This is a genomic window from Pseudomonas sp. C9, assembly GCF_002000165.1.
Lineage (GTDB): Bacteria > Pseudomonadota > Gammaproteobacteria > Pseudomonadales > Pseudomonadaceae > Aquipseudomonas.
On record NZ_MPAK01000001.1, the window covers coordinates 5,615,369 to 5,641,277 of the forward strand.

The 25,909-nt window shown below is 58.8% G+C and carries 21 protein-coding genes and 2 pseudogenes; 11 read left to right on the forward strand and 12 right to left on the reverse strand.

All coding sequences use genetic code 11. The annotated features are described in order from the left end of the window. Positions 1-54: 54 nt before the first annotated feature. From BMS17_RS26200 to BMS17_RS26210, 3 genes are read right to left on the reverse strand one after another with little or no spacing between them, the layout of a single operon-like run. Positions 55-2,457 carry an acyl-CoA reductase gene (locus BMS17_RS26200; protein ID WP_046033064.1) on the reverse strand — a complete coding sequence of 801 codons (2,403 nt, stop codon included), beginning with the start codon at positions 2,455-2,457 and terminating at the stop codon, positions 55-57. A 1-nt stretch (position 2,458) separates the two neighbouring features. Then, on the reverse strand, positions 2,459-3,589 hold the full coding sequence (locus BMS17_RS26205; protein ID WP_046033065.1) for an acyl-protein synthase: 1,131 nt from the start codon (positions 3,587-3,589) through the stop codon (positions 2,459-2,461). Positions 3,590-3,610: 21 nt separating this feature from the next. Next, positions 3,611-4,852, reverse strand: a complete 1,242-nt coding sequence (locus BMS17_RS26210; RefSeq protein ID WP_046033066.1) for an MdfA family multidrug efflux MFS transporter — start codon at positions 4,850-4,852, stop codon at positions 3,611-3,613. A 555-nt stretch (positions 4,853-5,407) separates the two neighbouring features. On the opposite strand from BMS17_RS26210, the gene BMS17_RS26215 reads away from it, so the two are divergent. Further along, positions 5,408-5,596: a hypothetical protein gene (locus tag BMS17_RS26215; RefSeq protein WP_046033068.1), complete on the forward strand. Its 189-nt coding sequence runs from the start codon at positions 5,408-5,410 to the stop codon at positions 5,594-5,596. On the opposite strand, the gene BMS17_RS26220 is transcribed toward BMS17_RS26215, so the two are convergent. The 3 genes from BMS17_RS26220 to BMS17_RS26230 form a co-directional block, all read right to left on the reverse strand. Further along, positions 5,586-5,987, reverse strand: coding sequence for a fe2+ zn2+ uptake regulation protein (locus BMS17_RS26220; protein ID WP_046033069.1), 402 nt, complete (start codon positions 5,985-5,987; stop codon positions 5,586-5,588). The genes BMS17_RS26215 and BMS17_RS26220 overlap by 11 nt on opposite strands. 265 nt (positions 5,988-6,252) lie before the next feature. Then, positions 6,253-7,254: a FecR family protein gene (locus BMS17_RS26225; protein WP_046033070.1), complete on the reverse strand. Its 1,002-nt coding sequence runs from the start codon at positions 7,252-7,254 to the stop codon at positions 6,253-6,255. Between the two features lie 68 nt (positions 7,255-7,322). Further along, positions 7,323-12,167, reverse strand: coding sequence for a dermonecrotic toxin domain-containing protein (locus BMS17_RS26230; RefSeq protein WP_077432108.1), 4,845 nt, complete (start codon positions 12,165-12,167; stop codon positions 7,323-7,325). 231 nt (positions 12,168-12,398) lie between these two features. Here BMS17_RS26230 and BMS17_RS26235 point away from each other — a divergent pair, with 231 nt between their 5' ends. Beyond that, positions 12,399-13,436, forward strand: a complete 1,038-nt coding sequence (locus tag BMS17_RS26235) for an Ldh family oxidoreductase (protein WP_046033072.1) — start codon at positions 12,399-12,401, stop codon at positions 13,434-13,436. Positions 13,437-13,488: 52 nt separating this feature from the next. Beyond that, positions 13,489-13,671: pseudogene (locus BMS17_RS30200) on the forward strand (Ldh family oxidoreductase); the annotation flags it as partial. A 220-nt stretch (positions 13,672-13,891) separates the two neighbouring features. Here BMS17_RS30200 and BMS17_RS26240 read toward each other — a convergent pair. Both BMS17_RS26240 and BMS17_RS26245 read right to left on the reverse strand, forming a co-directional pair. Beyond that, positions 13,892-14,014: pseudogene (locus BMS17_RS26240) on the reverse strand (YqjD family protein); the annotation flags it as partial. A gap of 112 nt (positions 14,015-14,126) precedes the next feature. Continuing rightward, positions 14,127-14,444, reverse strand: coding sequence for a YqjD family protein (locus tag BMS17_RS26245; protein ID WP_046033073.1), 318 nt, complete (start codon positions 14,442-14,444; stop codon positions 14,127-14,129). Positions 14,445-14,608: 164 nt separating this feature from the next. Here BMS17_RS26245 and BMS17_RS26250 point away from each other — a divergent pair, with 164 nt between their 5' ends. Further along, positions 14,609-14,863 carry a hypothetical protein gene (locus BMS17_RS26250; RefSeq protein WP_046033074.1) on the forward strand — a complete coding sequence of 85 codons (255 nt, stop codon included), beginning with the start codon at positions 14,609-14,611 and terminating at the stop codon, positions 14,861-14,863. Positions 14,864-14,872: 9 nt separating this feature from the next. Here the strand turns inward: BMS17_RS26250 and BMS17_RS26255 are convergent, their stop codons facing one another. Further along, the gene (locus BMS17_RS26255) at positions 14,873-15,781 is read right to left on the reverse strand and encodes a LysR family transcriptional regulator (RefSeq protein WP_077432109.1); all 909 of its coding nucleotides are present in this window, start codon (positions 15,779-15,781) and stop codon (positions 14,873-14,875) included. An 84-nt stretch (positions 15,782-15,865) separates the two neighbouring features. On the opposite strand from BMS17_RS26255, the gene BMS17_RS26260 reads away from it, so the two are divergent. Next, a complete protein-coding gene (locus BMS17_RS26260) occupies positions 15,866-16,789 on the forward strand; it encodes a carbon-nitrogen hydrolase family protein (protein WP_046033076.1) in 924 nt (307 codons plus the stop codon). Here BMS17_RS26260 and BMS17_RS26265 read toward each other — a convergent pair. Beyond that, a complete protein-coding gene (locus BMS17_RS26265; RefSeq protein ID WP_077432110.1) occupies positions 16,779-18,206 on the reverse strand; it encodes a nucleobase:cation symporter-2 family protein in 1,428 nt (475 codons plus the stop codon). The two genes, BMS17_RS26260 and BMS17_RS26265, sit on opposite strands and share 11 nt — an antisense overlap. 149 nt (positions 18,207-18,355) lie before the next feature. Further along, complete coding sequence (locus BMS17_RS26270) at positions 18,356-19,249, reverse strand: LysR family transcriptional regulator (RefSeq protein WP_077432111.1); 894 nt, start codon at positions 19,247-19,249, stop codon at positions 18,356-18,358. A gap of 101 nt (positions 19,250-19,350) precedes the next feature. Here BMS17_RS26270 and BMS17_RS26275 point away from each other — a divergent pair, with 101 nt between their 5' ends. After that, positions 19,351-20,442 (forward strand): polyamine ABC transporter substrate-binding protein, encoded by a 1,092-nt coding sequence (locus tag BMS17_RS26275; RefSeq protein ID WP_077432112.1) that lies wholly within the window; start codon positions 19,351-19,353, stop codon positions 20,440-20,442. 16 nt (positions 20,443-20,458) lie between these two features. After that, positions 20,459-21,418: an agmatinase gene (gene speB / locus BMS17_RS26280; protein ID WP_077432113.1), complete on the forward strand. Its 960-nt coding sequence runs from the start codon at positions 20,459-20,461 to the stop codon at positions 21,416-21,418. Positions 21,419-21,532: 114 nt separating this feature from the next. Here speB and BMS17_RS26285 read toward each other — a convergent pair whose 3' ends face one another. Continuing rightward, positions 21,533-22,585: an aldo/keto reductase gene (locus tag BMS17_RS26285; protein ID WP_046033081.1), complete on the reverse strand. Its 1,053-nt coding sequence runs from the start codon at positions 22,583-22,585 to the stop codon at positions 21,533-21,535. Positions 22,586-22,788: 203 nt separating this feature from the next. Between BMS17_RS26285 and BMS17_RS26290 the strand changes: the two genes are divergently transcribed. The 4 genes from BMS17_RS26290 (at position 22,789) to BMS17_RS26305 (ending at position 25,856) form a co-directional block, all read left to right on the forward strand. Further along, positions 22,789-23,505 carry a YafY family protein gene (locus BMS17_RS26290; RefSeq protein WP_046033082.1) on the forward strand — a complete coding sequence of 239 codons (717 nt, stop codon included), beginning with the start codon at positions 22,789-22,791 and terminating at the stop codon, positions 23,503-23,505. A gap of 52 nt (positions 23,506-23,557) precedes the next feature. Continuing rightward, on the forward strand, positions 23,558-23,899 hold the full coding sequence (locus BMS17_RS26295; RefSeq protein ID WP_046033083.1) for a nuclear transport factor 2 family protein: 342 nt from the start codon (positions 23,558-23,560) through the stop codon (positions 23,897-23,899). Between the two features lie 238 nt (positions 23,900-24,137). Beyond that, positions 24,138-25,256 carry a cell division protein ZapE gene (gene zapE / locus BMS17_RS26300; protein ID WP_077432114.1) on the forward strand — a complete coding sequence of 373 codons (1,119 nt, stop codon included), beginning with the start codon at positions 24,138-24,140 and terminating at the stop codon, positions 25,254-25,256. An 18-nt stretch (positions 25,257-25,274) separates the two neighbouring features. Then, on the forward strand, positions 25,275-25,856 hold the full coding sequence (locus tag BMS17_RS26305; RefSeq protein ID WP_046033085.1) for a DinB family protein: 582 nt from the start codon (positions 25,275-25,277) through the stop codon (positions 25,854-25,856). Positions 25,857-25,909: the final 53 nt, after the last annotated feature.

Consider the following 25,909-nt stretch of genomic DNA (forward strand, 5'->3'; position numbering starts at 1 on the left):
ATCTATCAGGTGTTTCAGGATTAAAAGACATGCCGCTGTCAAATAGCGATCTATTTATGTTCGTTTATCAATGATCAACGGAGTTTTGCCACTGTGTGTGTTTCTTGTGAAGGCCGATTCAGCACACTCGTGAACTTCCACCGTTAAAAATGAATCGTTCACCGCGTTAGCCAAAGATTCATCAGTCAACAGATTGTGTAGAACTTCATCGGTGTCTGAATTCACCAGAACGCGCAGCCGTTCCATACCGTCCGGCGCATGGTCCAGGATGATTTGAATCGGTCGGCCGACGCTGTCTTGCAACGCCTGCGGTGAAATGAATTGTGTGCCGATCCGCAGCAACTTGCCGTGGCGCTGAAGCAATTCGAATCGCGGCGACTCGAGCCCGCAAGGGCAAGCTCCGGGTACCCAGCGACCGGTATCGCCCACGTCATACCGGTGCACATCCTGACCTTCCCGCGCCCGGGAAGTGAACAGTAAACGACCGACCTCATCGGCCCGAACCGGCACATCCTGTTCGATGTGTACGATCTCCAGGTGCTGGGTATCGCACATCAAATGAAACACCCCATTGGCCGTCGCGGCGCAGGCATGTCCAAGAGGGCCTGCGTCGACCGAGCCATAGATCGCCGAGCGAGTCTTTACCACCCCACAACTTTCCATCAGCCGCAGGCTGGCCTCCGCCGGGTGTTCGCCGCCGAGGAACACTTTGTCAATGCCGCCATAAGCCCGAAGAAGCTCCTGTTCATTGAAGAACAAGCGGTGCAAGGTGCTCGGCATGCCGATCAGCACGGTGACGTGGTGGTCCACGATCATCCGGGCTATTTCGCTGAAGTCGTCATTCGGCGGTGCCCCCATCGGGAAGTGGGTCACACCCATTTGTTCAAGAATCGTGGAAAAGCTGAAAAAACCGCCGTACAAGTTTCCGCCGTAAAACAGGTTCATCACCCGGTCCGTAGCAGGATTTAGGCCTGCGGCAAACATGCCATCGGCGGCTGCGCGCATCTGTCGCTGGAAGTCGCGATAACTGAATCCCGCCAACGCCGGTGTGCCGCTGCTTCCTCCCGAACGAAAGTAAAGCTGTGCCGCGGCACTGACTGGCTGAGTCATGAACGCGTTTTTATCCATGATCGGGGCTTGGCGTATGTCGGGTTGCGCAGGTCGCGCGTCGAGTGTCGCCCGGCAGGTCGCCGCGTCCGGTGACAAGCTCACCGAGAGGCGACGACTCAGGCGCGACAGGGCGTAGACGCCGTCATGCGGCTCACCGGTGTAGCCATCGTGAATAAACCCGCAAGGCGCAATGCGCGTGACCCCGGCGCTGACCAACGTGCGCACCAGAAGGGGAGTTTGTGTGGAAGAACATATCAATGCACAGCTCTGCAGCACGGTGCGCCACGGCAATAACGCCTCGGCGATCAAGTGTTGCGGCACCGGTTTAAGTAGCAGCGTGCGAAACAACGGCGACGGCGCCAACGTTTGATCGTGCTCCCAGATGATTCGCCATCCGGCGCCGGCCCAGACCTGACCGACCTTGTCAGCAAAGCACTGCTCCAGCCGGGCCATGGCGGTTCGGGTGATGATTTCCGAAGCTTCCTGATCTGTCGGTACCAGCGCCGGCCACTGCGGGGCGCGACGATTGAACGCTTCGACCAGTCGTTCACCCAGGTCCTGCAAGACACCCGGGTCGCAGCTGTCGACGAGCAACCATTGCGGGCTGGAGCAGGCCTGTTGATCCAGACTGCAAACCTCGTCCACCAACGCATCCAGCATTGGAACAGTGGCCGCGTCTGGCGACAGGTAGGCGAAACTGATTCTGTGCCCCCAGTCGATCCAGCGACAGCCGGCGCGCAGGTGCTGGCGAATGGCCTGAAGGGCCATTTCACCCCCCCAGGCCGACACACCATCAGCGTGAGCGCAAAGTTGAGGGATCTGCGCGGTGCTGACAGGCAAGACCGCAATGAAATCGGCCAGTTTGCCACTGTTGTCGCACTGCACCAGGGCGGCGAGCAGTCGCGCAGTCAATCCTTCATCACTGGCGCTGGGGCGCAGCCAGTTGATGTTGCCGGCCAGCAGGCTTTCGACGACCGCGCAGAACGCCAGCATCGGGGCATTGCCCGGTGTCACATGAACCACCAGCCCCAGTGGGTGCCAGCTTTCAAAACTCGTTTGCCGGTAGTCGATTCGGCGTAGCGAGCGTGGTTGAACGCCCAGTTCTCGCTCAAGCTTTGTACTGAGATTTTCGCGTTGGCAGAAGTCGATTAGCCCTTGGTGTTGTTCTTCATCGAGGGGTAGATCAAGCCGAATGGTCTGTAATCGCAACGCAAAACGAGCGGCGGTTTCGATCACGGTGTCACTGTCGATCGGCCCACTCAGCAGGCGTGGCAGTTGTTGGTGTAGACGCTCAAGCGTTGACTCAAGGGGGACATCGTCACGCAGTTGGCCATTGATCAAATACATGTCACACCCCTCCAATAAGTTCGGACGCGGCCATCGCGCAGCTTCGGCTGGCAGAGGTTCCGGCGCGTCCATGCAGTTCAAACCAGTCGGTCGCCAGGCCGCACCCGCAGGTTGCGCCGGGGTGTAGCGTTGCCAGATCGTTCATCACTACGGCATGCGCCGGGCTTGAAGAAATGTACGGCGACACAAACCCAAGCAAGCCGCGCTGGCCATAAGGCTGGACGCTGAAATCAGTGGGGTTGCGTACGAAGACTTTTGAATACACCGGCACATGGAAGTGCTGGTGAGCACACTGGACGTAGGGCACGGCGTGTTCGACGGCACCAAAGCCATCCCGGCAGCGGGACAACTCGATACCCAGTTGGCAATTGATTCGCTCATACAGCTGTGACAGAGGAATCTGCTGTGCGGCCTGGGTTTTCCAGCCACCACCGAGAAACACCAATGACTCGGCTGGTAGTTTGAGGTCCGCGATGCCGGTGTCGATCATGTGTTGCAGCGCGTGGGACAGGAACGCCGGAAATCCGAGAATGCGCACGGGCAAACCTTCTTCGGCGAATTCCTGCAAGGCGCGGACGATGCCAAACAGATCAAACGCGTGGCCACTGCCAGTCAGGCGCAATCCGTAAACGACCCGGTTGACGGGCGCATAACTGCATAAAAACTGATCGGTGTAGGCGGTTCCCAGACTGATGGTCGCTTCGGGTTCATAGCTCAAAAGCAAGTAGTTGCAGGGGCTGTCGGGGGTGTCCCAGCCGTAATGTCGGAAAATGTGGTTCACCATGCCTTGGGCTGCGGCCATGCTTCGCGTGTCATAGCGCATCCGGCTTTTTTGGCCGCTGGTGCCTGACGATGTCAGCTCCAGCGCGCCTTCGCCCGACGGTCCCAATAGTAAATGGCGTTTGAAAAAGTTGGCGAAAACCGGCGGCAGTCTTGACCAGTCATCCATCGACATTAACGCCTTGGCATCCAGTCCATTGGCGTGCAGCCAGCGTTCATAGCCAGGTGTGTGCTGGCAATGGAACAGACTGATTTCGCTCATCGCCCGATCGAACAGGCCGTCTGGCACCGAATCCAGACAATAGGGTTTCGTTAGCGCGCACAGCGCATCGGTGTGAGGTAAATGGATCATCAAAAGACCTTTGCTCAGGGATCAGGCGGCAATCGCGACAGCGTTGCGCCGGAAAAGAAATCGCAGGGGCCATAGGCACAGGAGCCCCGCGATACCCGCCATCAGGGAGAAGGATTCATGGCTGTTGCCGGCGCCGGCGGCTGCGAGAATTGACCCGCCGCTGCCCATGACCATGATCGAGAGCATGCCCACCATGGCCGAGACCAGGCCTTTGCTGTCGTCGCTGGTAAATAACGCCAGGCGATACAGTGCGGCATTGCTCATGCCCAGGCCGACGGCGTATAGCCCCAGGCACGCGATCAACCAGGGAGTCGACGCACCGAAGGCGCTGAGGATGACCAATGCGATGAGCCCTGCGCACAACGGCCAGAGCGCGTATCGAATCAACTGTGGGATGTCAGTCTTGGCGATCAATCGGTTGAGTATCAGGTTGCCGACAATGACGGCAGCAAATACCGGGATCTGCCACAGTCCGTATTCAAGCGGCGATAACCCCAGGTTCTGCATCAGCAACACCGGTGCCAGCCCTATCCAGGCAATCAAGGGCAGGCTCATGATACCCAGCGCGACAGTGGCGTTCAGGAATCGCCGGTTGTTGAGCAACGCCGCATAGCGACGAACAGTGCCGCGCCATTCAAACGGCACAGCCACCAGGCGCACACCGTCATGGCGCAATGTGCCCACGGTTTCCGGCATGAACAGGTAAAGCCCCGACCAGACCATTACGCCACCGAATCCCAGCAGTAAAAACAGCTCCCGCCACGTCAGCCACTCTAATAACAGGCTGCCAAGCAACGGCCCAAGGAGGGGAGAAAGCAGTGCGACGTTGCCCAGCAGCGCCATGATTTTTACCGCGTCGGCTTCGCAGAACACTTCTTGCAAGGCGGGATAGCTGACAGCAATGACAAACCCCAGGCCCAGGCCCTGGATCAGGCGTAAACCGTTGAACGCATAAATGCTTTGCACACCGAAGGCAGCGCTACACGCCAGAGCGAATACCGCACAGCCGATGAGTAACATTTTGCGGCGACCGAAGTGGTCGGAGAGAGGCCCGATAAGCCATTGCAAAAGTATGCCTCCCGCCAAATACAGATTGAAGGCGAAAGGAACATGTCGGGCACTGGCGTTCAGTTCATGGGTGACGGTCAACATGGCGGGCATGATCATGTCACTGGCCATATAAGTGAGTAGTTCGAATAATGTTATTGCGAAGCAAAAGCCAAGCAAATGATGTGGACTTATATTTATCAATGGCTTGTCCATGGCTTTCCTGTTTTCGCTGCAAGTTGAATAGCGGACTATCGTTTTGCGCAATAAGAGTATCCAGCGAACAGGGGTACTTCCAATCAACGATTGAGACTTAAGGTTTCAAAAATTTTCACTATGTTGCAATGCGCGTTGCGAGGGGTAGGGGTAAATAATTTGTACGAAAATGCCGCAATAAGGGCGGGCATTAGCTCGGCGATTATGGGAAGTTTCCTACATGTAAAATGAAAAAATGGATACCCTTCGAGCCAGTTGGAAGTTATCGATGTTGATAATAACCAGGTCCGCCACGGTCATAGTGGTGGTCGCCGTGCCAGCCACCATGGGGGAAAACGATGCAGCCACTCAAGGCCAGGAGTGCAAGCAGGGGAATCAGCTGTGTGATTCGACGAAACATTTCAAAATCCTCATGGTTACGCCGCTATGGAGCCAAAACTCGTCATCGGCTGTAACATGAGACTCCGTTTGCAGCGCATCATCCCCGCAGAAAGGTAGGGGGTTGGCATGCATTCGGATACAAAGTGGATACTTTTACAGGTTCAGGAACTGGCAATGACTCAATCGCAACGTTTGAAATACTCGATTTTGATCGCTCTGGTCGTGCTGGGGATCATGTTCGGCCTTTCGTATTTGCAAAATGAAGGTGTCATCACTGAGAAGGTGTTTCAGTACATCGCCATCGGCGTGGCGGTGATCGTGGTGGTGATCAATGGCGTGATGCGTCGCAAGGTCAAGCCTTGAGCGATGCATCTTGAGCTGAGGGCTCGCGATGGAGCATGGCTATGGCGTGCGGATGCAGGCTGTAGCTTTTGTCCGGATTGAGCATGATCACGCCTTCGCTGCACAATCGTTTCAACACTTCTCGCACACTGAGGAAGGACAGGGGAATATCCAGGTCCATCAACTGGCTGTGTACACCGCGCACGCCAAGGCTGCGTTCGTTTTCGGCGGCGACCAGCAAGGCGTCGATCACTTTCAGGCGAATCAGGCTGGTTCGCAGGCCAAAGCTTTTAAGCAGCAATCTGATCCGTTCATTGACATGGTGCTCACCGCGTTGCTCGAAAATTGCGGTGCCCATGGCAGGGCTTGTGGGCGCGTTGCTACCGTCCGTTGGCAGATGCGAGTTGTACATGCAAAAACTCCTTTTCCGAACCGGCCAGGAAATGTGATGGGTGCTTTCATTCATTGAGTTGAACGAGCCCGACAAATAATGAGGGCCGGAATGTAGAAAATTTGTCGGCAGTATGTGAGTGGCATGTGATGACGGTCATCTGGAATGCCGTTGCCGGGTCACTTTTTTGTCTTTTGTTTTCGCACGAGGATTCTGTGCCGCACTCCAAAAAGTGCGCCTGGAGGGTCAACCCGGCGCGACCACACCTGCCACAGGATTGCGGCCTTCAGCTTTTGGGGGCTTGTTGCGGAATGGAATTGATGACCGGGTTACCGTCCTGGTTTCGGGTCAGGTAAACCGGTAGCACCTTGGGCAGAGATGCCACCAGGTTGTTCAGGTCCTTGATGTTGTAGATACCGCCAAGGCGGATCTGGCCGGTGCGGTGATCGGCCACCGTGACGGGTTTGCTCAGGTAACGATTGATCAGCGGCAAGACATCGATGAGCGCCAGATCATCGACGATGAGTTTGCCACTGCGCCAGGCCAGGGCATTATCGCCGGAAGAGGTTTGACTGATTTGCGGTGTGTAGTCGCCCTCGCTGTAGCGCGCTTGCATGGCGGGCCCCAGAGATAAACCATTGCCGGGAAGGTCATCGTTACTGGTGACCAGCAACGAACCTTCGATCAGGTTCACACGGACCTGATCTTCGTACATCCAGACATTGAATCGGGTGCCGGTCACCCGAATCCTGCCGCTGGCGGCCTTGACGACAAACGGGTGCACCGTGTCAGGGTGGACACTGAAGAAGGCTTCGCCTTTTTTCAACGTCACCCGACGTTGATCCTTGTAGTGGCTGAACGTCAACTCACTGCCAAGGTTCAGTTCAACCTGGGTGCCGTCGCTCAGGGTGACCTGACGGACCGTGTCGCTGGCTTCAAAATGCTGGTACGAATCAGGGAACCACCCCAAGTTCCAGCCGCTGAAAGCCACGAGCGGCAGCACCACTGCGCAAAACGCGACGGCGATGCCGACACGGCGCCACGGCATGGCGGGTCTGGAGCGAGCAGCGGGGTCGTCCGCTTTGGAGCGCGGTAACTCCCCTGCGACCTCCCAGATCTCCAGCATGGCCTCGTACTCAATCGCATGCAGCGGATGAACGTCACGCCATTGTTCGAAGGCGACCCGCTCCTGGGCCGTGCAGTCGATAGCGTGCAGACGCAAGCACCAGTGCGCTGCGGCATCGGTGATCGCGTCATATTTGGCTGGCAGTGGAGAATTGTCGGTCATTGACTCGTCCTGATTTCCGGCATTCTAACTGCCGTCATGGCAATTAACTATCAATTGAGTTTTTCAGGTCAGGGGGCATTGACGTGAAGTTGTCGTCCCAAATGACCGATCAACCAGGCGATGCTGTCGGCGTTACTCAGCTGTACCTTAAGCCGGACCAGGGGATCTTTCTTGAAGGTATGACGGGCGCCGCTGAGGTTTTCTGCGCCGGTCAACTTTAAAACATGATCTTTGACCCGCCGAGTATCTTCATGAGACGTATTACCCAGTTCCTCCCACTCGCCGGTATCAGGGTCAGGGGTCATGAATAGCTGGGTATAGGGTGTCTTGACTGAAAGCCCGGTGCTTTGAGCCTCGGACAACGCGGTTTTGAGCATTTTGGCAATCGTGGTGGACGTCCCTATCAGATCCGCGAATGGACGGCTGACATCGAGGTAGGCAATGTCTTCAGCCTTGCAGGCGATGTGTGACAGCTCATGAATAATCGTCATCGCACGGCTATGCGCACCGATAGGGAATTGCCTGTCGCGCAGGTGCTGGCGGTAGTGTTCGAAGCCGGGACTGAAGAACTTTTCAACCAGGTGTAGCTTTCGCTTCGCATCCTTAGGCGCGATGAAGGCAAACGCATCCGTCGCGCCGACCATCCGGCCGACCACAAAACGATCGGAGTCGGGCTTCCTGAGCGTGGGGTCGAGCAAGGCTGCAAACACCTCGGTCACGGTTTTTTCCAACTGTTCCACGTGCGCGGGCAATACATGCTCTATGCCGATAAAGTCGGTGACGATCTGATGAACCGGGGTCTGGGTCTCTTCGGAATTCTTCAGCAAGTGCAGATTGCGAAAGCAGGTCCAGGCATAGGTAGTGGCCTGGTCCAGTGCCTCTTCGATCTGACGCGCCTTGTACGGAAACCTTTGTCGGATTTGCACCATTCCACTGGCGTCGATGTTCATGCCGCCCCACACCGCCATGGCCGTATCCAATCGGTCGAGAAGGCTGAAGTGGGGCTGTGACGTTTTCCGGTCAAGGCCCCATTGTTTCGCTGTGTTTTGGAGTAATAGAGGGCCACGGATCTGGTTACCTGCAATGCGCCAGCGAGTGCCATGCCTGGCGACCGCAAACACCTTTCCTTCAACGGGGGCGTAATGTTTTGCGGTTTTTGGATGGGTATAGAGTCCACGCGATGCGTCCAGGGTCAGTGAACCCAGGTCGACTTCGATGCTTTCATGGCGCTTCAAGTGCGTGCGTTCAGGGCCGGTGATGTCGACGTCATGCCATTTGAATTCGGGGGCGGGCGCCTGCGGCACAGTGGAATCCGGCGTCGAAGGTATCTTGCTTTGAAACGCCTGCGATTGCCGTAACGATGCCAGTTGAGCAATGCCGCTGATGAACGCTCTTATCGCCGCGCCCCACTTATGCGTCTGAAGGTCTTCAGCGGATTGCTTGATGTCGCGGTAACTGCGCCACACGGTGATGGGGTAAGTGAGTTTTCCCATGAAAAACGAGACGGTCTCGTGCAGGTCTTCGCTCAGCACGTGCTTGATGGTCGCCCATTCACCGTGTTTTTTGTCGTCGGCCTGACAACCGAGCAATCGACCCAACAGCGCCGCATTGTCATTGAACAACTGGCTGAACAGGTGCCCATTGATCGGATTGGACGCCAGTATTACCTCGCTGGTGCGGGGTTCGGAAGACGTTGCTGCTCGAGTGCCACGGTTGTGAGTGATTGCCATCCGGTATTCCAGCAGTGTCCGGTCGGGTTGCGGCAGGTGTGTGAGTAGCCAGTCGAGCAGCGGTCCCCGCGCTTTCAACTCCGCCAGCAGTTGCCCTTCGTTTTCATATTCCTTGATCCCGTGAAGAGGGCTGTGTGGCGCGACAAGGACTTGGGGCATTGCGCTATCTGTTGCCGAACCGATCAAGTAGACACCCGCAACCTTGATCGTCTGTGCCGGCTTGATCCCCAGGAATTCCAGCGGACGAATGATTGCGTGGGCACCGTCGACTGCCGCGCGGGCGATGGCGTCGGGCATGTCCATGATTTGCCGGACCAGATCAAATCCCGATTCACTCAGGCGTTCCTGCAGTTTTTCCGTGTGGGCGTAATGCATCAGTTGCCAGGGCAGTTGTCGGTAAAAGCGTTTTCTGCGATCGGCATTGGCCGGGGTATCTGCAAGGGCTTCGTTCAGTATTTTCTGCTGTTGCTCACCCGATTTCAGGTTTCGTATCAGTTCGTTGATGTAGCGCTCGTCCATCTCCTTGGGAATCACGGTGTTATCAAGCGATTCCAGATTGAATCGGGCCTGGTCCAGTTCCTTGAAAGGCGTCAATGCAAAGTCGGTGAGGGTTTGAGTACGGGGCGACGAAGTGGGGCGTGCGCTGATCCGGATCAGGACCTTGTCCGGGTCGATATTGAAATCGTCTGTCTTGAGTTGTTTTTCCAGTTCAGCGTGAGCCGTGCGCTGCAGTGACTGTAGGCCCGTGAGGTAATCCTGGTCGTCCTTGACGCAATCGAGGTATTGCTGCAGCAGTTCCCCGTGCAGCACCAGATCTTTAAGGGACGCCTTGGCCAGCCATGCCGGCAGTTTTTGTTGAGTCGTCAGTGACAGGGCAATCTCCGTCGCACGGCGCAATCCCGTCAGCGGCTGTCGTAACGCCACCAGGTTCAGCAGGTCGGTCAGTGGCGCGGAAGGGAGTGGCGTGGCCAGTGCGCGAGTGATAAACGTCTGGTCGAGATGGACATGGGGCTTTTGAAGGTGATCGAGAAAATGCCCGTGTATCTGCTGAAGTGGCGCCCGTGTGTAACGTCTGCCCGGTAATCGTTCGCTACGGCTGAGGTTCTCCAAAAGGGTCAAGCGCAACGTGTCGTCATTTAGGCGATGATCGAGCTCGGCATGTAATCGAGGCAGTGCCTCGAAGGCTTCGAATCCCAATGCCGGCGTCCACAAGATGGCCTTGCCCGAATGCTTCGGGTCCAGGCCACCGCGTTCGGTCAGCACAAAACAACTGGCCAGTTTCATAGGGGCGGCCACGCCGCTTGCCTGCAGCGCCAGGGAAAACACCTGCGGCAAAAAACCGTTCAATGCGGCTCGCTGCAAATGCACCGGGCTGTCGAGCACGGTTTTGATGATGGCCTGTTCCGCCGATCCCAAGGTCCTTGCGACCGTGCGCAGGTTCAACTCAGTGCGCAACGCCGTTGACAGGGTCTGGGTAAAACTTGATTGCAAGTTCTCCACGGACGAACTGACAAGGCTCTGTACCTGGGTGAGGGTGCGCAGGCCTGGGGGAATGGCCGGATGCTTGTCCAGGAGTTGATCAAGCGCCTGCGCAACCGAATCAAGCCGCACCAGCCCTTCCTTGGCCGACTCGGCTCGTACGGTCACCGGTTGCGCACTCCAGCGCTGGTCGACCCGTGTACTCCAGCGGCCGGCAGCGTCGAAGGCCAGCAGGCGGTCGTCGATCAGACCACGGACATCCAGTGCACTATCGAGCAAGGCATAGGGCGACAGCGTGCCTTCGCTTTCACGGTAACGGCTCAAGGCATGACTGAGGTTGTCGCGTTGCTTGTCGATGATGGTGGTCATGATGTCTTCAAATGCCGGCTGCACGACGGGGGCGCCTTCAATCAAGCGTTCATCGGGCGGCAGGCCCAGAAACGTGGTGCGTTCCTCCAGCGACATGAAGTTGAGCAAGGTGTCTTCATATCCCTCGCTTTTGAGCATGTTCAGCACGATTTTTTTGACTGCCGACAGTGTGTCAGCGGCTTCAATGCCACGAGACGGGGTGTACAGAAAAGCCAATGTGTCGGCGCCTCCAATCATCAAGGCCGAGGCCAGTTCCACGTAATGCTTGAAGGGGGCGGTCACCCGCACTTTTTCAATGCTCAGAGCATCCGTGGGCGCGAGGCTGAGGTTCATCAGTTGCAGGTACTCCTGCGTCGTCAACGTGCCCTCCTGGCGCTGGAGTAGAAGCTTATGGTGGAACGTATCGCGCAAGCCTTCGCTGAAAAACGCCCGGCGCGACAGACCATTGCTCATGGCGGTGTTCCAGAACACATCGAGCTGGCTGTGCAAGTGAGGCGTGAAACTGTGGGCGATTTCTTTTACCGCGCTTTCCCACGCCAGGTTATCGGCATCGCTGCTCAGGCCGTGTCCGGGATGGGCAAAGAGCCTGGAGTCGCCCGCAGGCCACTGGTTGGCCAGGTAAAAGTGAAGGAGGGCGTCATTGAGCGATAGCGACGTTATCGTGTGCCGGGGTTCACGTTCGTCGAAGGCCGAAGGGGTACTGACAAAACTCTTCAGTCGCGTCAGACGCTGGTCCAGGGCCGGAAACGGTTTGTGCAACACGTTTTTCAAAGTGCCATCGAGCATTGATTGCAGCGTTGGCAGGTTGAGCAACTGGTCCATCATGGTCTGGATGTTCTGTTCCTGGTTGCGTTCAAGCCGGACCTGTTGGTCTTGAAACACCGCGCCCGGGATTTCTGTCGTGGAAATATCAGCTGCCGCGGTGGCGGATAGCGCGCGGCGTTGATCGATAGTGAGAAAGCGTAACAACTCACGTTTGCCAGGGTTCGACGCCAGCCATTCCTTGAGCTTGCTTTTGAGGTCGTCCATGTCCGCGAACTTGACCAACCCTTTCCACGGCGTGTAAAGCGTGACTTCGCCATCATCCGGGCGACTCATGGCAAAAGTGCCAGCCAATGGAATATCCGGCGTGCCCGGCCTGTTCAGTAGCAGCAGGTAAACGTGCATAGGGTCTTTTTGCGCGATACGGGCGACCTCGGTCGCCAAATACACGTTCTTCAACCACTTCAGGTCGTCAAGGGTGAAGTTCAGTGCTTTTTCGCGGTCACCGGGCTGGCGGGCGGTGGAGGCGCGTTCTGCCTCGTCGAAAAAATAGGGGGCGGAGGGATCACTCATTGTTCTTCCTCGATTTGCCGCGATCGGTTGGCAATCGCTGACTATTGGCTGGAGGAAAAACGATACGGTCAGTCGACAGGTTGCGTGCGGTACATATTGCTTGAACCAATCAGGTGGCCGAGGCTTGACAGGACGCCGGTACAGCAGCGCTTAATCGGCGACTCTTTTGGGTTGCCTTGCAACCTTGTTTCACCCTGTTGCCCGTACTCAATAATAAAACTGGAGCTTCAGATGACCGCATCGCCCGAAATGGCCGTCAGTTCGAACACCCAAACGCTCGATTTCGACGCGCTCGTTCAATTGCTCGAACAGATTTTTGTACGCCACGGCACCTCTGCCGAGGTCGCTGGAACCCTGGCTCGCAACTGCGCCGGCGCCGAGCGCGATGGTGCTCACAGTCACGGTGTGTTTCGTATTCCCGGTTATGTCTCGACCCTGAAAAGCGGTTGGGTCAATGGCCAGGCCGTGCCGGTGGTAGAAGACGTTGCCTCGGGGTTCGTCAGCGTCGATGCCGGCAATGGTTTTGCCCAACCGGCGCTGGCGGCGGCACGCGCACTGTTGGTGGAAAAGGCCCGCAGTGCCGGCATTGCGGTGCTGGCGATTCGCAACTCGCACCATTTCGCCGCCTTGTGGCCGGACGTCGAACCCTTTGCCTATGAAGGGCTGGTGGCGCTGAGCGTGGTCAACAGCATGACCTGCGTGGTGCCGCACGGCGCCGATCGTCCGCTGTTCGGCACCAACCCGATTGCGTTCGCCGCCCCCCGGGCCGATGGCGAGCCGATTGTCTTTGACCTTGCCACCAGTGCGATTGCCCATGGCGATGTGCAGATTGCAGCACGCAAGGGGGAGCGCTTGCCGGCGGGCATGGGCGTGGACAGTCTGGGCCAGCCGACACAGGACCCGAAAGCGATTCTCGAAGGCGGCGCATTGCTGCCCTTTGGCGGGCACAAAGGGTCGGCACTGTCGATGATGGTGGAACTGTTGGCGGCAGCGCTGACTGGCGGCAATTTTTCCTTTGAGTTCGATTGGTCTAATCACCCGGGCGCCAAGACTCCCTGGACTGGCCAATTGCTGATCGTGATCGATCCAAGCAAGTCGGCCGGGCAAAATTTTGCCGAACGCAGTCAGGAACTGGTGCGGCAGATGCACGGCGTGGGCCTCAAGCGCCTTCCGGGTGATCGACGCCACCAGCAACGGGCCAAGTCCGTTGCTCAAGGCATTTCGCTGGACGCCGAGACGCTGGCGAACCTGCGAGCACTCGCGCAGTAACAAGGAAACGACAATCCTGTAGCAGCTGGCGAAGCCTGCGTCCGGCTGCTATCCAAGCAAGTCGGCCGGGCAAAATTTTGCCGAACGCAGTCAGGAACTGGTGCGGCAGATGCACGGCGTGGGCCTCAAGCGCCTTCCGGGTGATCGACGCCACCAGCAACGGGCCAAGTCCGTTGCTCAAGGCATTTCGCTGGACGCCGAGACGCTGGCGAACCTGCGAGCACTCGCGCAGTAACAAGGAAACGACAATCCTGTAGCAGCTGGCGAAGCCTGCGTCCGGCTGCGCAGCAGTCGTAAAATCAAACGATACGGTGTTTCAGGACATCCGCGTGTATAGGATTTACGACTGCTGCGCAGCCGGACGCAGGCTGCGCCAGCTGCTACAAACCTGTGTAAGGCAGGCATGAAAAAGGCGAGCGCAATGCTCGCCTTTTTGCTGTTTAACCCAGCACCGTTTAACGTCGACCCAACAACAATCCGACCACCAGCCCGAACCCGGCAGAGATGGCGACGGTTTGCCATGGGTGACCACCAATGTAGGTTTCGGTGGCGTCGACGGCGGGTTGGGCCCGGTCGCGCGCACGGCTGACGGAGTCCCGTGCCTGCTGAAAGCTGCTACAAACCTGTGTAAGGCAGGCATGAAAAAGGCGAGCGCAATGCTCGCCTTTTTGCTGTTTAACCCAGCACCGTTTAACGTCGACCCAACAACAATCCGACCACCAGCCCGAACCCGGCAGAGATGGCGACGGTTTGCCATGGGTGACCACCAATGTAGGTTTCGGTGGCGTCGACGGCGGGTTGGGCCCGGTCGCGCGCACGGCTGACGGAGTCCCGTGCCTGCTGAAGTTTCAAGGCGATTTGCTCACGCAGGGTCTCTGCGTCATCGCCGACCAGCGCGGCGCTGCTGTTGAGCAGCTTTTCCGACTCTTCGATCAGCGTTGCCAGCTCGCTGAATGCCAGGTCCTTGATTTGCTCTTCGGCCAATTGTGCGGCGGTTTTGCGAGCCATTGAGGTACTCCTTGCAGGTAAGTGGACAGTGAACAATGGAGTCTGGCGGCAACGAAAAAGTTGCAGTGAATGTTTCCGATGAGCCTACAGGATGGAAAATCCCGAGTCGGACATTTCGTCCTACAGTGTAAGATGTCGCCTATTTTACGCAGCAGGAAATTCCCATGAGCTTCAATCTGGCCGACAAACCCCTCGCCGAGCGCGCGGCGCTGGAAGATGAAAAGTCCCGTCTGTTCGACCTCTGGCAAAGCAACCTGGGCAAATCCAAGGGGGAGGCGGCGCGGTTGTTCGGTGAGCGCGCCAAGCGTAAAGGCAAGTGGGCTGAGTGGGTCCGGGCCGAACTCGACGCAATGTCACCACCGGAATACGCCAACATGGTGCGCAGTGAAATCAACCGCCTCATGGCCGCCAACAAGTAAGGCCGTTTTTCAGGCAAAACACGCGACAATCGCCTCACGCACTTTCAACACCACCGGGTCGAGCTGAGTGCTAGTACGCCAGCCCAGTTCGATCGGGTAACGCGGCAACGCCAAAGGGCAGGGCAGCAACGCCAGGCCACTGAGCGCCGCGATGCTTTGCGCGGCGTGCGCCGGAATGGTCGCCACCGCCTGACTGCCCTTGAGCAGATGGGGCAACGCGGCAAAGTGCGTGGTCGACGCACACACCCGCCGACTGAGCCCCAGTGCCGCCAGCCCTTCATCGGTGATACCGATAAAACCACCGGACGACACCAGGATGTGATCGCGGGCAACAAACTCCTCAAGACTGATGATGGATTGCCCTTCGGTCAGGCTGGCGCGATCCACCAGGCACCTGTATCCGCCTTCACCCAATACCTGACGACTGAGCAACCGTTCGGCGAATCCACCGGCGGTGATCGCCAGATCGATGCTGCGTTCCATCAACGCATGGGCGACGATCTGGCTGTGGGTTTGCCGGAAGATCAGCCGCAGCTTCGGTGCGGTACGCGCCACTTCTTCGATCAATCGCCGGCCATAGGCGATTTCAAAATCATCCGACATCCCCACCGTTACGGAGCGACCTTCGTAATGATTGGCCGCCGGATCGACCATGGCCAGGCTCTGACGGCATTTGTTCAAGGCGTCGCTGACCACCGGTTTCAGTTGGTTGGCCTTGAGCGTCGGTGCCAGTCCACGTCCGGTGCGCACAAACAATTGATCGCCATACACCTCGCGTAGTCGACGCAACGCGGCACTGACCGCTGATTGCGTCACGCCCAGGCGTAAGGCCGCGCGGCTGGCGCTGGACTCCTCATGCAACGCTTCGAAGACTTTGAGCAAGTTGAGATCGACGGTGGCGATATTCATAGGGTTCATATCATTCAGCAGCGAATCGGGCTTTATTCATGATCCCGTGGCGCCGGAGAATGAGCAACACCTGATGCCAATGGAGTCACTGCGATGCCCAAGTCAATTGTTGCCGCGCTGCAAATCGGCTCCTTGCCCGGTGGCAAGGCCGACACCCTGGAGCAGATTCTTGCCTGGGAAAACGCCATTGCCGAATCCGGCGCCCAATTGGTGGTGATGCCCGAAGCATTGCTGGGTGGATACCCCAAGGGCGAAGGGTTTGGTACGCAACTGGGTTATCGGCTGCCGGAAGGTCGTGAAGCATTTGCCCGCTATTTCGCCAACGCCATCGATGTACCGGGCGCCGAGACTGAAGCCCTGGCCGGTTTGTCGGCGCGTACCGGGGCCAATCTGGTGGTCGGCGTGATTGAACGCGCGGGCAGTACGCTGCATTGCACGGCGCTGTATTTCGACCCGCAGGCCGGGCTCGTGGCCAAACACCGCAAGTTGATGCCCACCGGCACCGAACGGCTGATCTGGGGCAAGGGCGATGGCTCGACGTTGCCGGTGATCGACAGTCAGGTCGGGCGCATTGGCGCGGTGGTGTGCTGGGAAAACATGATGCCGCTGCTGCGCACTGCGATGTACGCCAAAGGCATCGAGGTGTGGTGTGCGCCGACGGTAGACGAGCGCGAGATGTGGCAGGTCAGCATGCGTCACATCGCCCATGAAGGCCGCTGCTTTGTGGTCAGCGCTTGCCAGGTCCAGGATTCACCGCAAGCCTTGGGCGTGGACATCGCCAACTGGCCGGCGGATCGGCCACTGATTGCCGGTGGCAGCGTCATTGTCGGCCCGATGGGCGATATCCTGGCCGGGCCGCTGCGTGACGGCGCCGGTTTGCTCACGGCGCATATCGACACCGACGATTTGATCCGCGCGCGATATGACTACGACGTGGTCGGGCACTATGCGCGCCCGGATGTGTTTGAGCTCACCGTCGATGAACGACCTAAGCCCGGCGTACGCTTCACCTCGTAATATCGGGGTTTTCCATGACCTGAAGGATCGAGGCTTCCGGGTCGAAATCGTCTTCTTCCAGCTCGATGAACTCCTCGGGCAGGAAGATGTTCAACGCGATGGCGCACAACGCCCCGACGGTAATCGGCGATTCAAAAATGTTGTGCAACGCCATCGGTAACTCGCGCAACACCTCTGGCACCGCCGCCACACCCAGGCCCATGCCGAGGGATATCGCCACGATCAGCATGTTGCGTCGATGCAGGCCGGCTTCGGCGAGAATCTTGATCCCGGCCACTGCCACGGTGCCGAACATCACTAGCTCGGCGCCGCCAAGCACGGGTTTTGGCATCAGTTGCAGCACCGCGCCGATCATCGGGAACAACCCCAGCAGCACCAGCAAACCGGCGATGAAAAACGCCACGTAACGACTGGCGACGCCGGTGAGCTGGATCACGCCGTTGTTCTGCGCAAACGTGACCATCGGCATGCTGTTGAACACCGCCGCCATGGCCGAGTTGAGGCCATCGGCGAGCAGGCCGGATTTGATCCGGCGAATGTAGACCGGGCCTTTGACCGGTTGCCGGGAAATCATCGAGTTGGCGGTCAGGTCACCGGCGGCCTCGAGGGGCGACACCAGGAAAATCACCGCAACCGGCACAAACGCGACCCAATCGAAGTTAAAACCGTACTTGAACGGCACCGGCACGCTCATCAGCGGAACATCGGGCAGGCTGGCGAAACTGACGTCGCCCATCAGCCAGGCCACGACATAGCCCAACGTCAGGCCGATGACGATCGCACCGAGGCGCAGGAACGGCACATCGACCCGGTTCAACAGCACAATTGTGCCGAGCACCAGCGCCGCCAGCGCCAAGTGGCTGGCCGCGCCGAGGTCCGGTGCACCGAAGCCGCCGGCGATGTCGGTCATGGCCACTTTGATCAGCGACAAGCCCATGAGGGTGATGATGGTGCCGGTCACCACCGGGGTGATGAGCATCCGCAGTTTGCCGATGAACTGGCTCAGCACCACTTCAATGAACGCCGCAAAAAAGCACACGCCAAAGATCGTCGAGAGGATTTCATCGGTGCCGCCGCCCCGTGCCTTGACCATGAACCCGGCACTGAGAATCACACTGATGAACGAGAAACTGGTGCCTTGCAGGCACAGCAAGCCGGAGCCGATCGGGCCAAAGCGCCGTGCTTGGACAAAGGTGCCCAGGCCGGAAACGAACAGCGCCATGCTGATCAGGTAGGGCACTTCACTTTGCAGGCCGAGCGCACCGCCCATGATCAGGGTCGGGGTGATGATGCCGACAAAACTCGCCAACACATGTTGCAGGGCGGCGAATACCGTCGCGGTCAGGTGCGGGCGGTCGTTGAGGCCGTAGATCAGGTCGTTGTTGCGCAAGGCGGGGGCTTTTTCAGAGGCGGTCATGATGGTTTGCGTGCCAAAAGGCGGGCCGGGTCGGAAAATGGAGGCGCAGGATGCCAGCAGCGGACAGCGAGGGCAACGCACAATAACTGCCTGAAAGGTCAGGTTTTCTCGTTCCCGTGCTCCGCGTGGGAACGATCATCGCTGGGAATTCATTCAAATGCAGCGAGCAGGTCTTCTTCAAAGGCCTTCTGCGCATCGCCCGGTACCACGGCGCGGTGACGGGCCAGGTGGAACGCCACCTCAAAGCTCAAATCACCTTCTCGCACGGCGCGCAGCAACCCCTTGTCTTCCCAGCTGCGGGCAAAGTGATCAGGCAAGTAGCCCACGTGTTTGCCCGACAGAATGAAGGCGAGGGTGCCTTCGACTTGCTCGGAGCGCGCCGAGCACAATTTGCCCTGGAACGGCTCGTCACTGCGCAAAAAACGGTAGGGGTGATCGACTCGGTCACAGGCGTGCAGGGCGTCGTCGCTCGGCGCGTCATCGGTGAACAACGGATGGCCGGCGGCGCAATACAAATGCTGGGTTTCGGTGAACAGTTCGCGGTAGTCAAAGGCGCCCTGCACCTGCGAAAAATAGCCGATGGCCAGGTCAAGTCGTTGTTGTAGCAGCAGGCGTTCCATTTCGCCTGGCATGGCGCTGATCAACTCGATGCGCACCGATTCGTCTCGCTCACGAAAGCGTCGGATCGCATCGGCCACCCGCTGCAGCACCGATTGATCGAGGGCCTCGGACAGGCCCAGGCGCACTTCGCCGATCAATCGGCCCGCCACGCCATTGGATTGATGACGAAACGCTTCGATGGACTCAAACAACCCGCGCGTCGCGGTCAACAGCTGCTCACCCTTGGGCGTGATCTTGAACCCGCCCTTGCCACGACTGCACAAGCGATAACCGAGCCGGGTTTCGAGCCTGGCCATTTGCTGGCTGATGCTCGACTGGCTCAAACCCAGCTCACCTTGGGCCGCGCTGAAACCGCCGCACTCCACCACACGGACAAACAGGCGCAGCAGTTGCAGGTCGAGGTCGTGAAGTTGCCCGAGCATCAAACATTACTCCGCCATAAAGTCAGGTTAACAAACTTGGTATTTCGCCAATGTATCCGAGCGAGCACGCTGCATCCACTTCCCCTGGTCAGGTGCTCGTCATGGTTCCCGTCTTCAAGCTGTGTTTACCCGCGCTGTTCCTCGCCATGGCCGCCTCGGCCCAGGCCGAGGAAAAGACTCTCAATCTCTACAGTTGGGCCGATTACGTGGCGCCCGAAACCTTGCAGCGGTTCGAGCAGGAAACCGGTATTCACGTGCGCTACGACACCTTCGACTCCTCCGAAGTGCTGGAAACCAAGCTGCTGACCGGCGGCAGCGGTTATGACGTGGTGGTGCCATCGTCCAGCGTGTTGGCCCGTGGGCTGGCGGCAGGGGCGCTGAAGGAAATCCTCCATGAAGGCCTGAAGGGTTACGCCAACCTCGACCCCGATTTGCTGGAGAAACTCGCCGCCGTCGACCCCGGTAACCGCTACGGCGTGCCTTATACCTGGGGCACATTGGGTTTGGGGATGAACGTGCAAGCGGTCCAGCAGCGTTTGCCGAACGTGCCGCTCAATAGCCTGGACTTGCTGTTCAAACCGCAATACGCCAGCAAACTGAAAGACTGCGGCATCGCCATTCTCGATTCGCCGCAAGAGGTGATCGGCCTGGCGCTGCATTATCTGGGTAAAGATCCCTACAGCACCGACAAGGCGGATCTGGCTGCCGCCGAGGCGTTGTTGCATCAATTGCAACCGAATGTGCTGTACGTCGCCACCGGCCGGCAGATCAGCGATCTGGCCAATGGCAGCGTTTGCCTGGCGCTGACCTACAACGGTGATGCCAGCATGGCGGCCGATCAGGCGCACAAGGCCAACAAACCGTTCGAAGTGGTCTACCGGATTCCGAAGGAGGGCACGCTGGTCTGGCAGGACAACCTGGCGATCCCCAAGGACGCACCGCACCCCGAAGCTGCCCGGGCATTTATCGAGTTCATGTTGCGCCCCGAATCCGTCGCGGCGCTGACCAACACGCTGTTTTTCGCCACGGCCAACCAGGCGGCAACGCCGCTGGTGGATGAAGCCGTGCGCACCGACCCGGACATCTTTCCGTTGCCCGAGATGCGCGAACGCTTGTACGCCGACCAAAGCATGAGCCTCAAGGATCTGCGCCAGCGCACACGTCTGTGGACCACGTTCCGTAGCCATCAATAATAAAAAGGAGATCACCATGGACGTCCCGATGCAAAACGACCAGGCCATGACCCGCGACAGCCTCTATGGGACTGCCGCCGAAAGCACCTACGCCGGCATCACCAGTTTCATGCGCCGTCGCTACAGCCGTGACTTGCGCGGTGTTGACGTCGCGGTCAGCGGTGTCCCGTTCGACACCGCCACCAGCAACCGTCCCGGCGCACGCTTCGGGCCACGCGGGATTCGGGCGGCCTCGACCGGGATTGCCTGGGAACGTCACTGGCCCTGGACGTTCGATCCGTTCGATCACTTGGCTGTCACCGACTACGGCGATTGCGACTTCGATTACGGCTCACCACACACGATCCCGGAAAGCATCGAGACCCACGCGGAGCACATATTGAACAGCGGCAGCGCGATGCTGACCTTTGGCGGGGACCACTTCATTACCTATCCGCTGCTCAAGGCCCATGCGCGCAAGCATGGTGCGTTGTCGCTGATCCATTTCGACGCCCACAGCGACACCTGGCCGGACGAGGACGGCAAGCGGGTCGACCACGGCACCATGTTCTGGCATGCGGCCAGGGAAGGGCTGGTGGATCCATCGCGCTCGGTGCAGATCGGTTTGCGCACCACCAACGACGATCACCAGGGTTTTCAGGTGCTGGATGCGCGTCAGGTGCATCGCCAGGGCTGCGAAGCGATCGTCGAGGCGATCCGGGCGAGGGTAGGGGATAACCCGGTGTACCTGACGTTCGATATCGATTGCCTCGACCCGGCGTTCGCCCCGGGCACCGGGACGCCGGTGTGCGGTGGCTTGAGCACGGTGCAGGCGCTGGAGATTCTGGGCGGGTTGCGCGGGATCAATCTGGTAGGAATGGACGTGGTGGAAGTCGCACCGGCCTACGATCACGCCGACATTACCTCACTGGCGGCGGCGACATTGGCGATGGAAATGCTGTGTTTGTATGCGGCCAGACACAAGGTTGACCTGTAAACACAAATCGAAATGTGGGAGCGGGCTTGTTCGCGAAGGCAGAGTCTCAGCCGGTACAAATGCTGACTGACACACCGCCTTCGCGAGCAAGCCCGCTCCCACATTTAATCACTGTCAGGCCACCGGGATGATCGGCAGGTCGAGGGTTTGGTCACCGCTAAACCGTGAAAACGATCCGGCAAGTGTTTCGTGCGGCACACCTTTGGCCACATCGCTGACGCCATCCAGTCGCGCCAATTGATCCACGCTCAGTTGCACATTCAGCGCACCGAGCGTCGCGTCCAGTTGCTCACGGGTGCGCGACCCCAGAATCGGAATCAGCGCGGTAGTCGAACGCTGGGCTTTTGCGCGCAACCAGGCAATGGCTACGTGCGTCGGGCTGGCCTCCAGCTCGGCCGCAACGGCGAGCAACGTGTCAAGGAGGGCTGTTTCGCGGGCGCCTTTTTCCGCGTGGATCAGGATGCCGAGTTTGTTCCCGCGGTTGTCGCCCTCGTTGGAGCGGTACTTGCCGGTGAGGAACCCGCCACCCAGCGGCGACCATAACGTCGCGGCCAGCCCCAAGGCTTCGGCCATCGGAAGTTGTTCACGCTCGGCGGTACGTTCGGCCAGGCTGTATTCCACTTGAATCGCCGTAATGGGTGCAAAACCGCGCACCTCGGCCAACACGTCGGTGCGGGCGATGCGCCATGCCGGAAAGTTTGACAGCCCTGCGTAATGGATCTTGCCGGTGCGCACCAGGTCGTCGAAGCCGCGCAGGATTTCTTCCATCGGTGTCACGCCATCGCTCATGTGCGCCCAGAACACGTCCAGGTGATCGGTTTTGAGCCGCTTCAGGCTTTCTTCGACGGCGCGGACCATGTTTTTGCGGTTGTTGCCAGTGTGGGAAATGCTCGCCGACGGTGTCGTCCCCAAGGTGTATTTGCTGGCGATGACCAGGCGATCGCGCTCTGCTGCGATAAATTCGCTGAGCATCACTTCAGATTGTCCGGCCTGATAGCCGTTGGCGGTGTCGATGAAATTGCCGCCGGCTTCCAGGTAGCCGTCGAAAATACGCTTGGCTTCGTCACGTTCCGCGCCATGCCCCCAACCGGTGCCGAAGTTACCGGCGCCCAACGCCAATTCCGAAACGCGCAAGCCGGTTTTGCGACCAAAAACTTTGTAATGCATGGGGTGACTCCTGAAGGAAAAACGCCGGGATTTAATATAGATGTTTTGCGACATGTATTAAATATGATGTCGATAATCTATGGCGTCAACACGCTTTTCCATGGAGGCCAAACAAGCGACCAACGGACCCACTCGCTGCTGCCACTTTCTGACAGGGGCCTCTGCTAAGCTCCGACAACTTTTTCAGAAAGAGCCTGCCCATCGTGTCGCGAACCACTCGTCTACTCACGTTGTTGCAAGTGCTGCGGGGCAAGAGTCGGCCGGTGACGGCGGCAACGCTCGCCAGCGAACTGGAGATTTCCGAGCGCACGCTGTACCGCGATATCGCCGAACTGACGGCGCTTGGCGCACCGATTTTCGGCGAAGCAGGGGTCGGTTATGTGCTGCGCAGCGGTCTGTTTCTGCCGCCCTTGATGCTCAATGCCGACGAAACCGAAGCCATCGTGCTGGGTTTGCGCTACGTCGATCAGCGCGGTGACGAGGTGTTGAGCAAAGCGGCAGCCGACGCCTTGGCCAAGATTGCCGCCGTACTGGCCCCAGAAGCCCAGGACGCGTTGCGCAACCCGACGGTGCTGCCGGGCCCGCCCGGTTATGGCTATCCGGAAAATGCCGTGCCGTTGGGCGTGTTTCGCCAGGCCATCCGCGACCAGTCCAAGCTGAGCATCGACTACGCAGACGCTAACAAGGTGCCTAGTCAACGGCTGATCTGGCCGCTGGCGTTGGGGTTTCTCAATGAAGTGCGGATCATTGTTGCCTGGTGCGAATTACGCAGTGCCTATCGGACCTTTCGCACCGACCGGATTTCGGCCGCCAATGAGCAGGGCGAGCGATATCCGGGGCGGCGTAGTGACTTGCTGCGTATCTGGCGCAAGCAGATGCAACTGGATGAGGCTGGGCGTTTCACTCCTGACAAGAACTGACACAGGCTTGTTTTAGCATGGCTCCAGAATCAACTGACAAGGAGCCGCAAACATGTCCAATCCCGCCTCTTCACTGGCGCCCGCCATCGCTGCTTACATTGCCGCCGCCAATGCGCATGACACCTCCAGGGTCGCCAGTTTTTTTGCCGAGGACGCCAATGTGTTCGATGAGGGTCAGCACCAGATCGGCACCCGCGCGATTGCCCAATGGATGGAAGACACCGCGCAGCGCTATCAACCCCGGGTCGAGGTGCTGGATGTGCAGCAGCGCACGGGCAAAGTGCTGGTACACAACCTGATCTCCGGTACGTTTCCCGGCAGCCCGCTTGAGTTGCGTTACATGTTCCGCCTTAACGACCAGGGCAAGATCGCCCGGCTGGACATCTCTCTGTAGCAGCTGCCGAGTTTGCGTTCGTGCTGTAGCAGCTGCCGAGCCTGCGAGGCTGCGTTCGGCGACGCAGTCGTCGTGAAATCAGGCTCTGCGGTGTAACAGGAAAACCGCATTCGCAGGGTTTACGACGACTGCGTCGCCGAACGCAGCCTCGCAGGCTCGGCAGCTGCTACAGGCCGAGCTGCTACAGCCCGTGTGCGGCGTTCGGCAGTGGTTACAGATCGGACGTATACTCCCGCGCATGAATGTCGACTCTCCGTTAAGCGCCTGGCAACACGCCGTTGAACACTTGGGTTTCGTCCAGGACGAAGCCCAGGAACACGCGGTGTGGGCGCTGCAAAAATGCCACGAAGCGTTGCTTGAAGGTCACACGCCAATCACTGGCGTCTACCTTTGGGGGCCGGTCGGGCGCGGCAAGACCTGGTTGATGGATCAGTTCTATCAAAACCTGCGCGTGCCGGCCCGGCGTCAACACTTCCACCATTTCATGGGCTGGGTGCACCAGCGGTCGTTTCAACTGACTGGCACCGCCGACCCCTTGAAGGCGTTGGCGCGCGAGTTGAGCGAGGAAGTGCGGGTGCTGTGTTTTGACGAGCTGTTCGTCAACGATATCGGCGACGCGATCATTCTCGGGCGCTTGTTCCAAGTGATGTTCGAGCAAGGCATGGTGATGGTGTGTACGTCCAATCAGCCGCCGGATCAGCTCTATGCCGATGGCTTCAATCGTGACCGCTTCGTGCCCGCCATTGAGGCGATCAAGCAACACATGCAGGTGATCGCCGTGGAAGGCAGCGAAGATCATCGCCTGCATCCGGGCACTGCCTTGCAGCGTTACTGGGTGACCGATGCCGCGCATCCCGACGCGCTCGGCGACGTGTTCAAGGCGTTGACCGTCGGCCAGACAGTGTCCAGCGAGCCGGTCACGGTTGGCTACCGTTGCGTCAATGTCGTTCAAGCCAGTGCCAGCGTGCTGTGGTGTCGTTATACCGACCTGTGCGAGCAGCCTTTTTCGGCGATGGACTTCGTGGCGCTGTGTGACACCTACAGCGCTATCCTGTTGAGTGAAGTGCCGAACCTCAGCGCCCAAAAACGTGAAGGACGTATCGCCCGAGGCACCGAAGACGGTGTCGAGCGCGTCGTGGCGGGGGACCGTGAGTTGCCGCAACTGTCAGTCAACGACGATGGCGTGCGGCGTTTCATTGCGCTGGTGGACGAGTGCTACGACCGCAAGGTGCCGCTGTACCTCGAAGCGCAGGTGCCGATGGAGGCCCTGTACACGCAGGGGTATCTGGAGTTCCCGTTCCGCCGCACCTTGAGCCGGTTACAGGAAATGCAGCTAAAGCGTTTTGCCGACGCTTGATACTTGGGAGCCGCGATCATGCATCAGCCCTTGTCTCATCACTTGCTGACCATGGCTTATCAAAATGCCTGGGCCAACCATCGACTCGCCAACGCCTGGCGTCAATTGAGTCCGGCGGAACTGGCGGCGCCACGCGTCAGCTTCTTCCCCAGTCTTATTGCCACCCTTAATCACATCCTGACGTGCGACTGGTTTTACGTGGATGCGCTGGAACGCGAATTGCGCGGTGACGATCCGCACCCCGATTGCGACGTGTTTTTCAAAGTGGATGAGCCGTTCACCCTCGGCGCAGATCTCAAGCGTGAGCAATCACTGGTGGACAATCGACTGATCGCTTACTGCGAGCAACTGCGCGATGCAGATTTGGGGCGAGTCGTGACCATTGCCCGGGACACACCGCAACACGACAGCCGTCTGCGCTTGTTGTCTCATCTGTTTGAACACCAGATTCATCATCGCGGCCAGGTCCATGCCATGCTCAGCGGCACCTCGGTCGCACCGCCTCAATTGGACGAGTTTTTCTGTGCCGGCGAGTCGGGGCTGAGAGCGGCGGACTTTGCCGAGTTGGGATGGGCCGAGACGCTGATATGGGGTGTTTGAGGCAGGTTCAGGTTGTCGATGATGACGACTCGCGATACTGTCCATCGACTTCG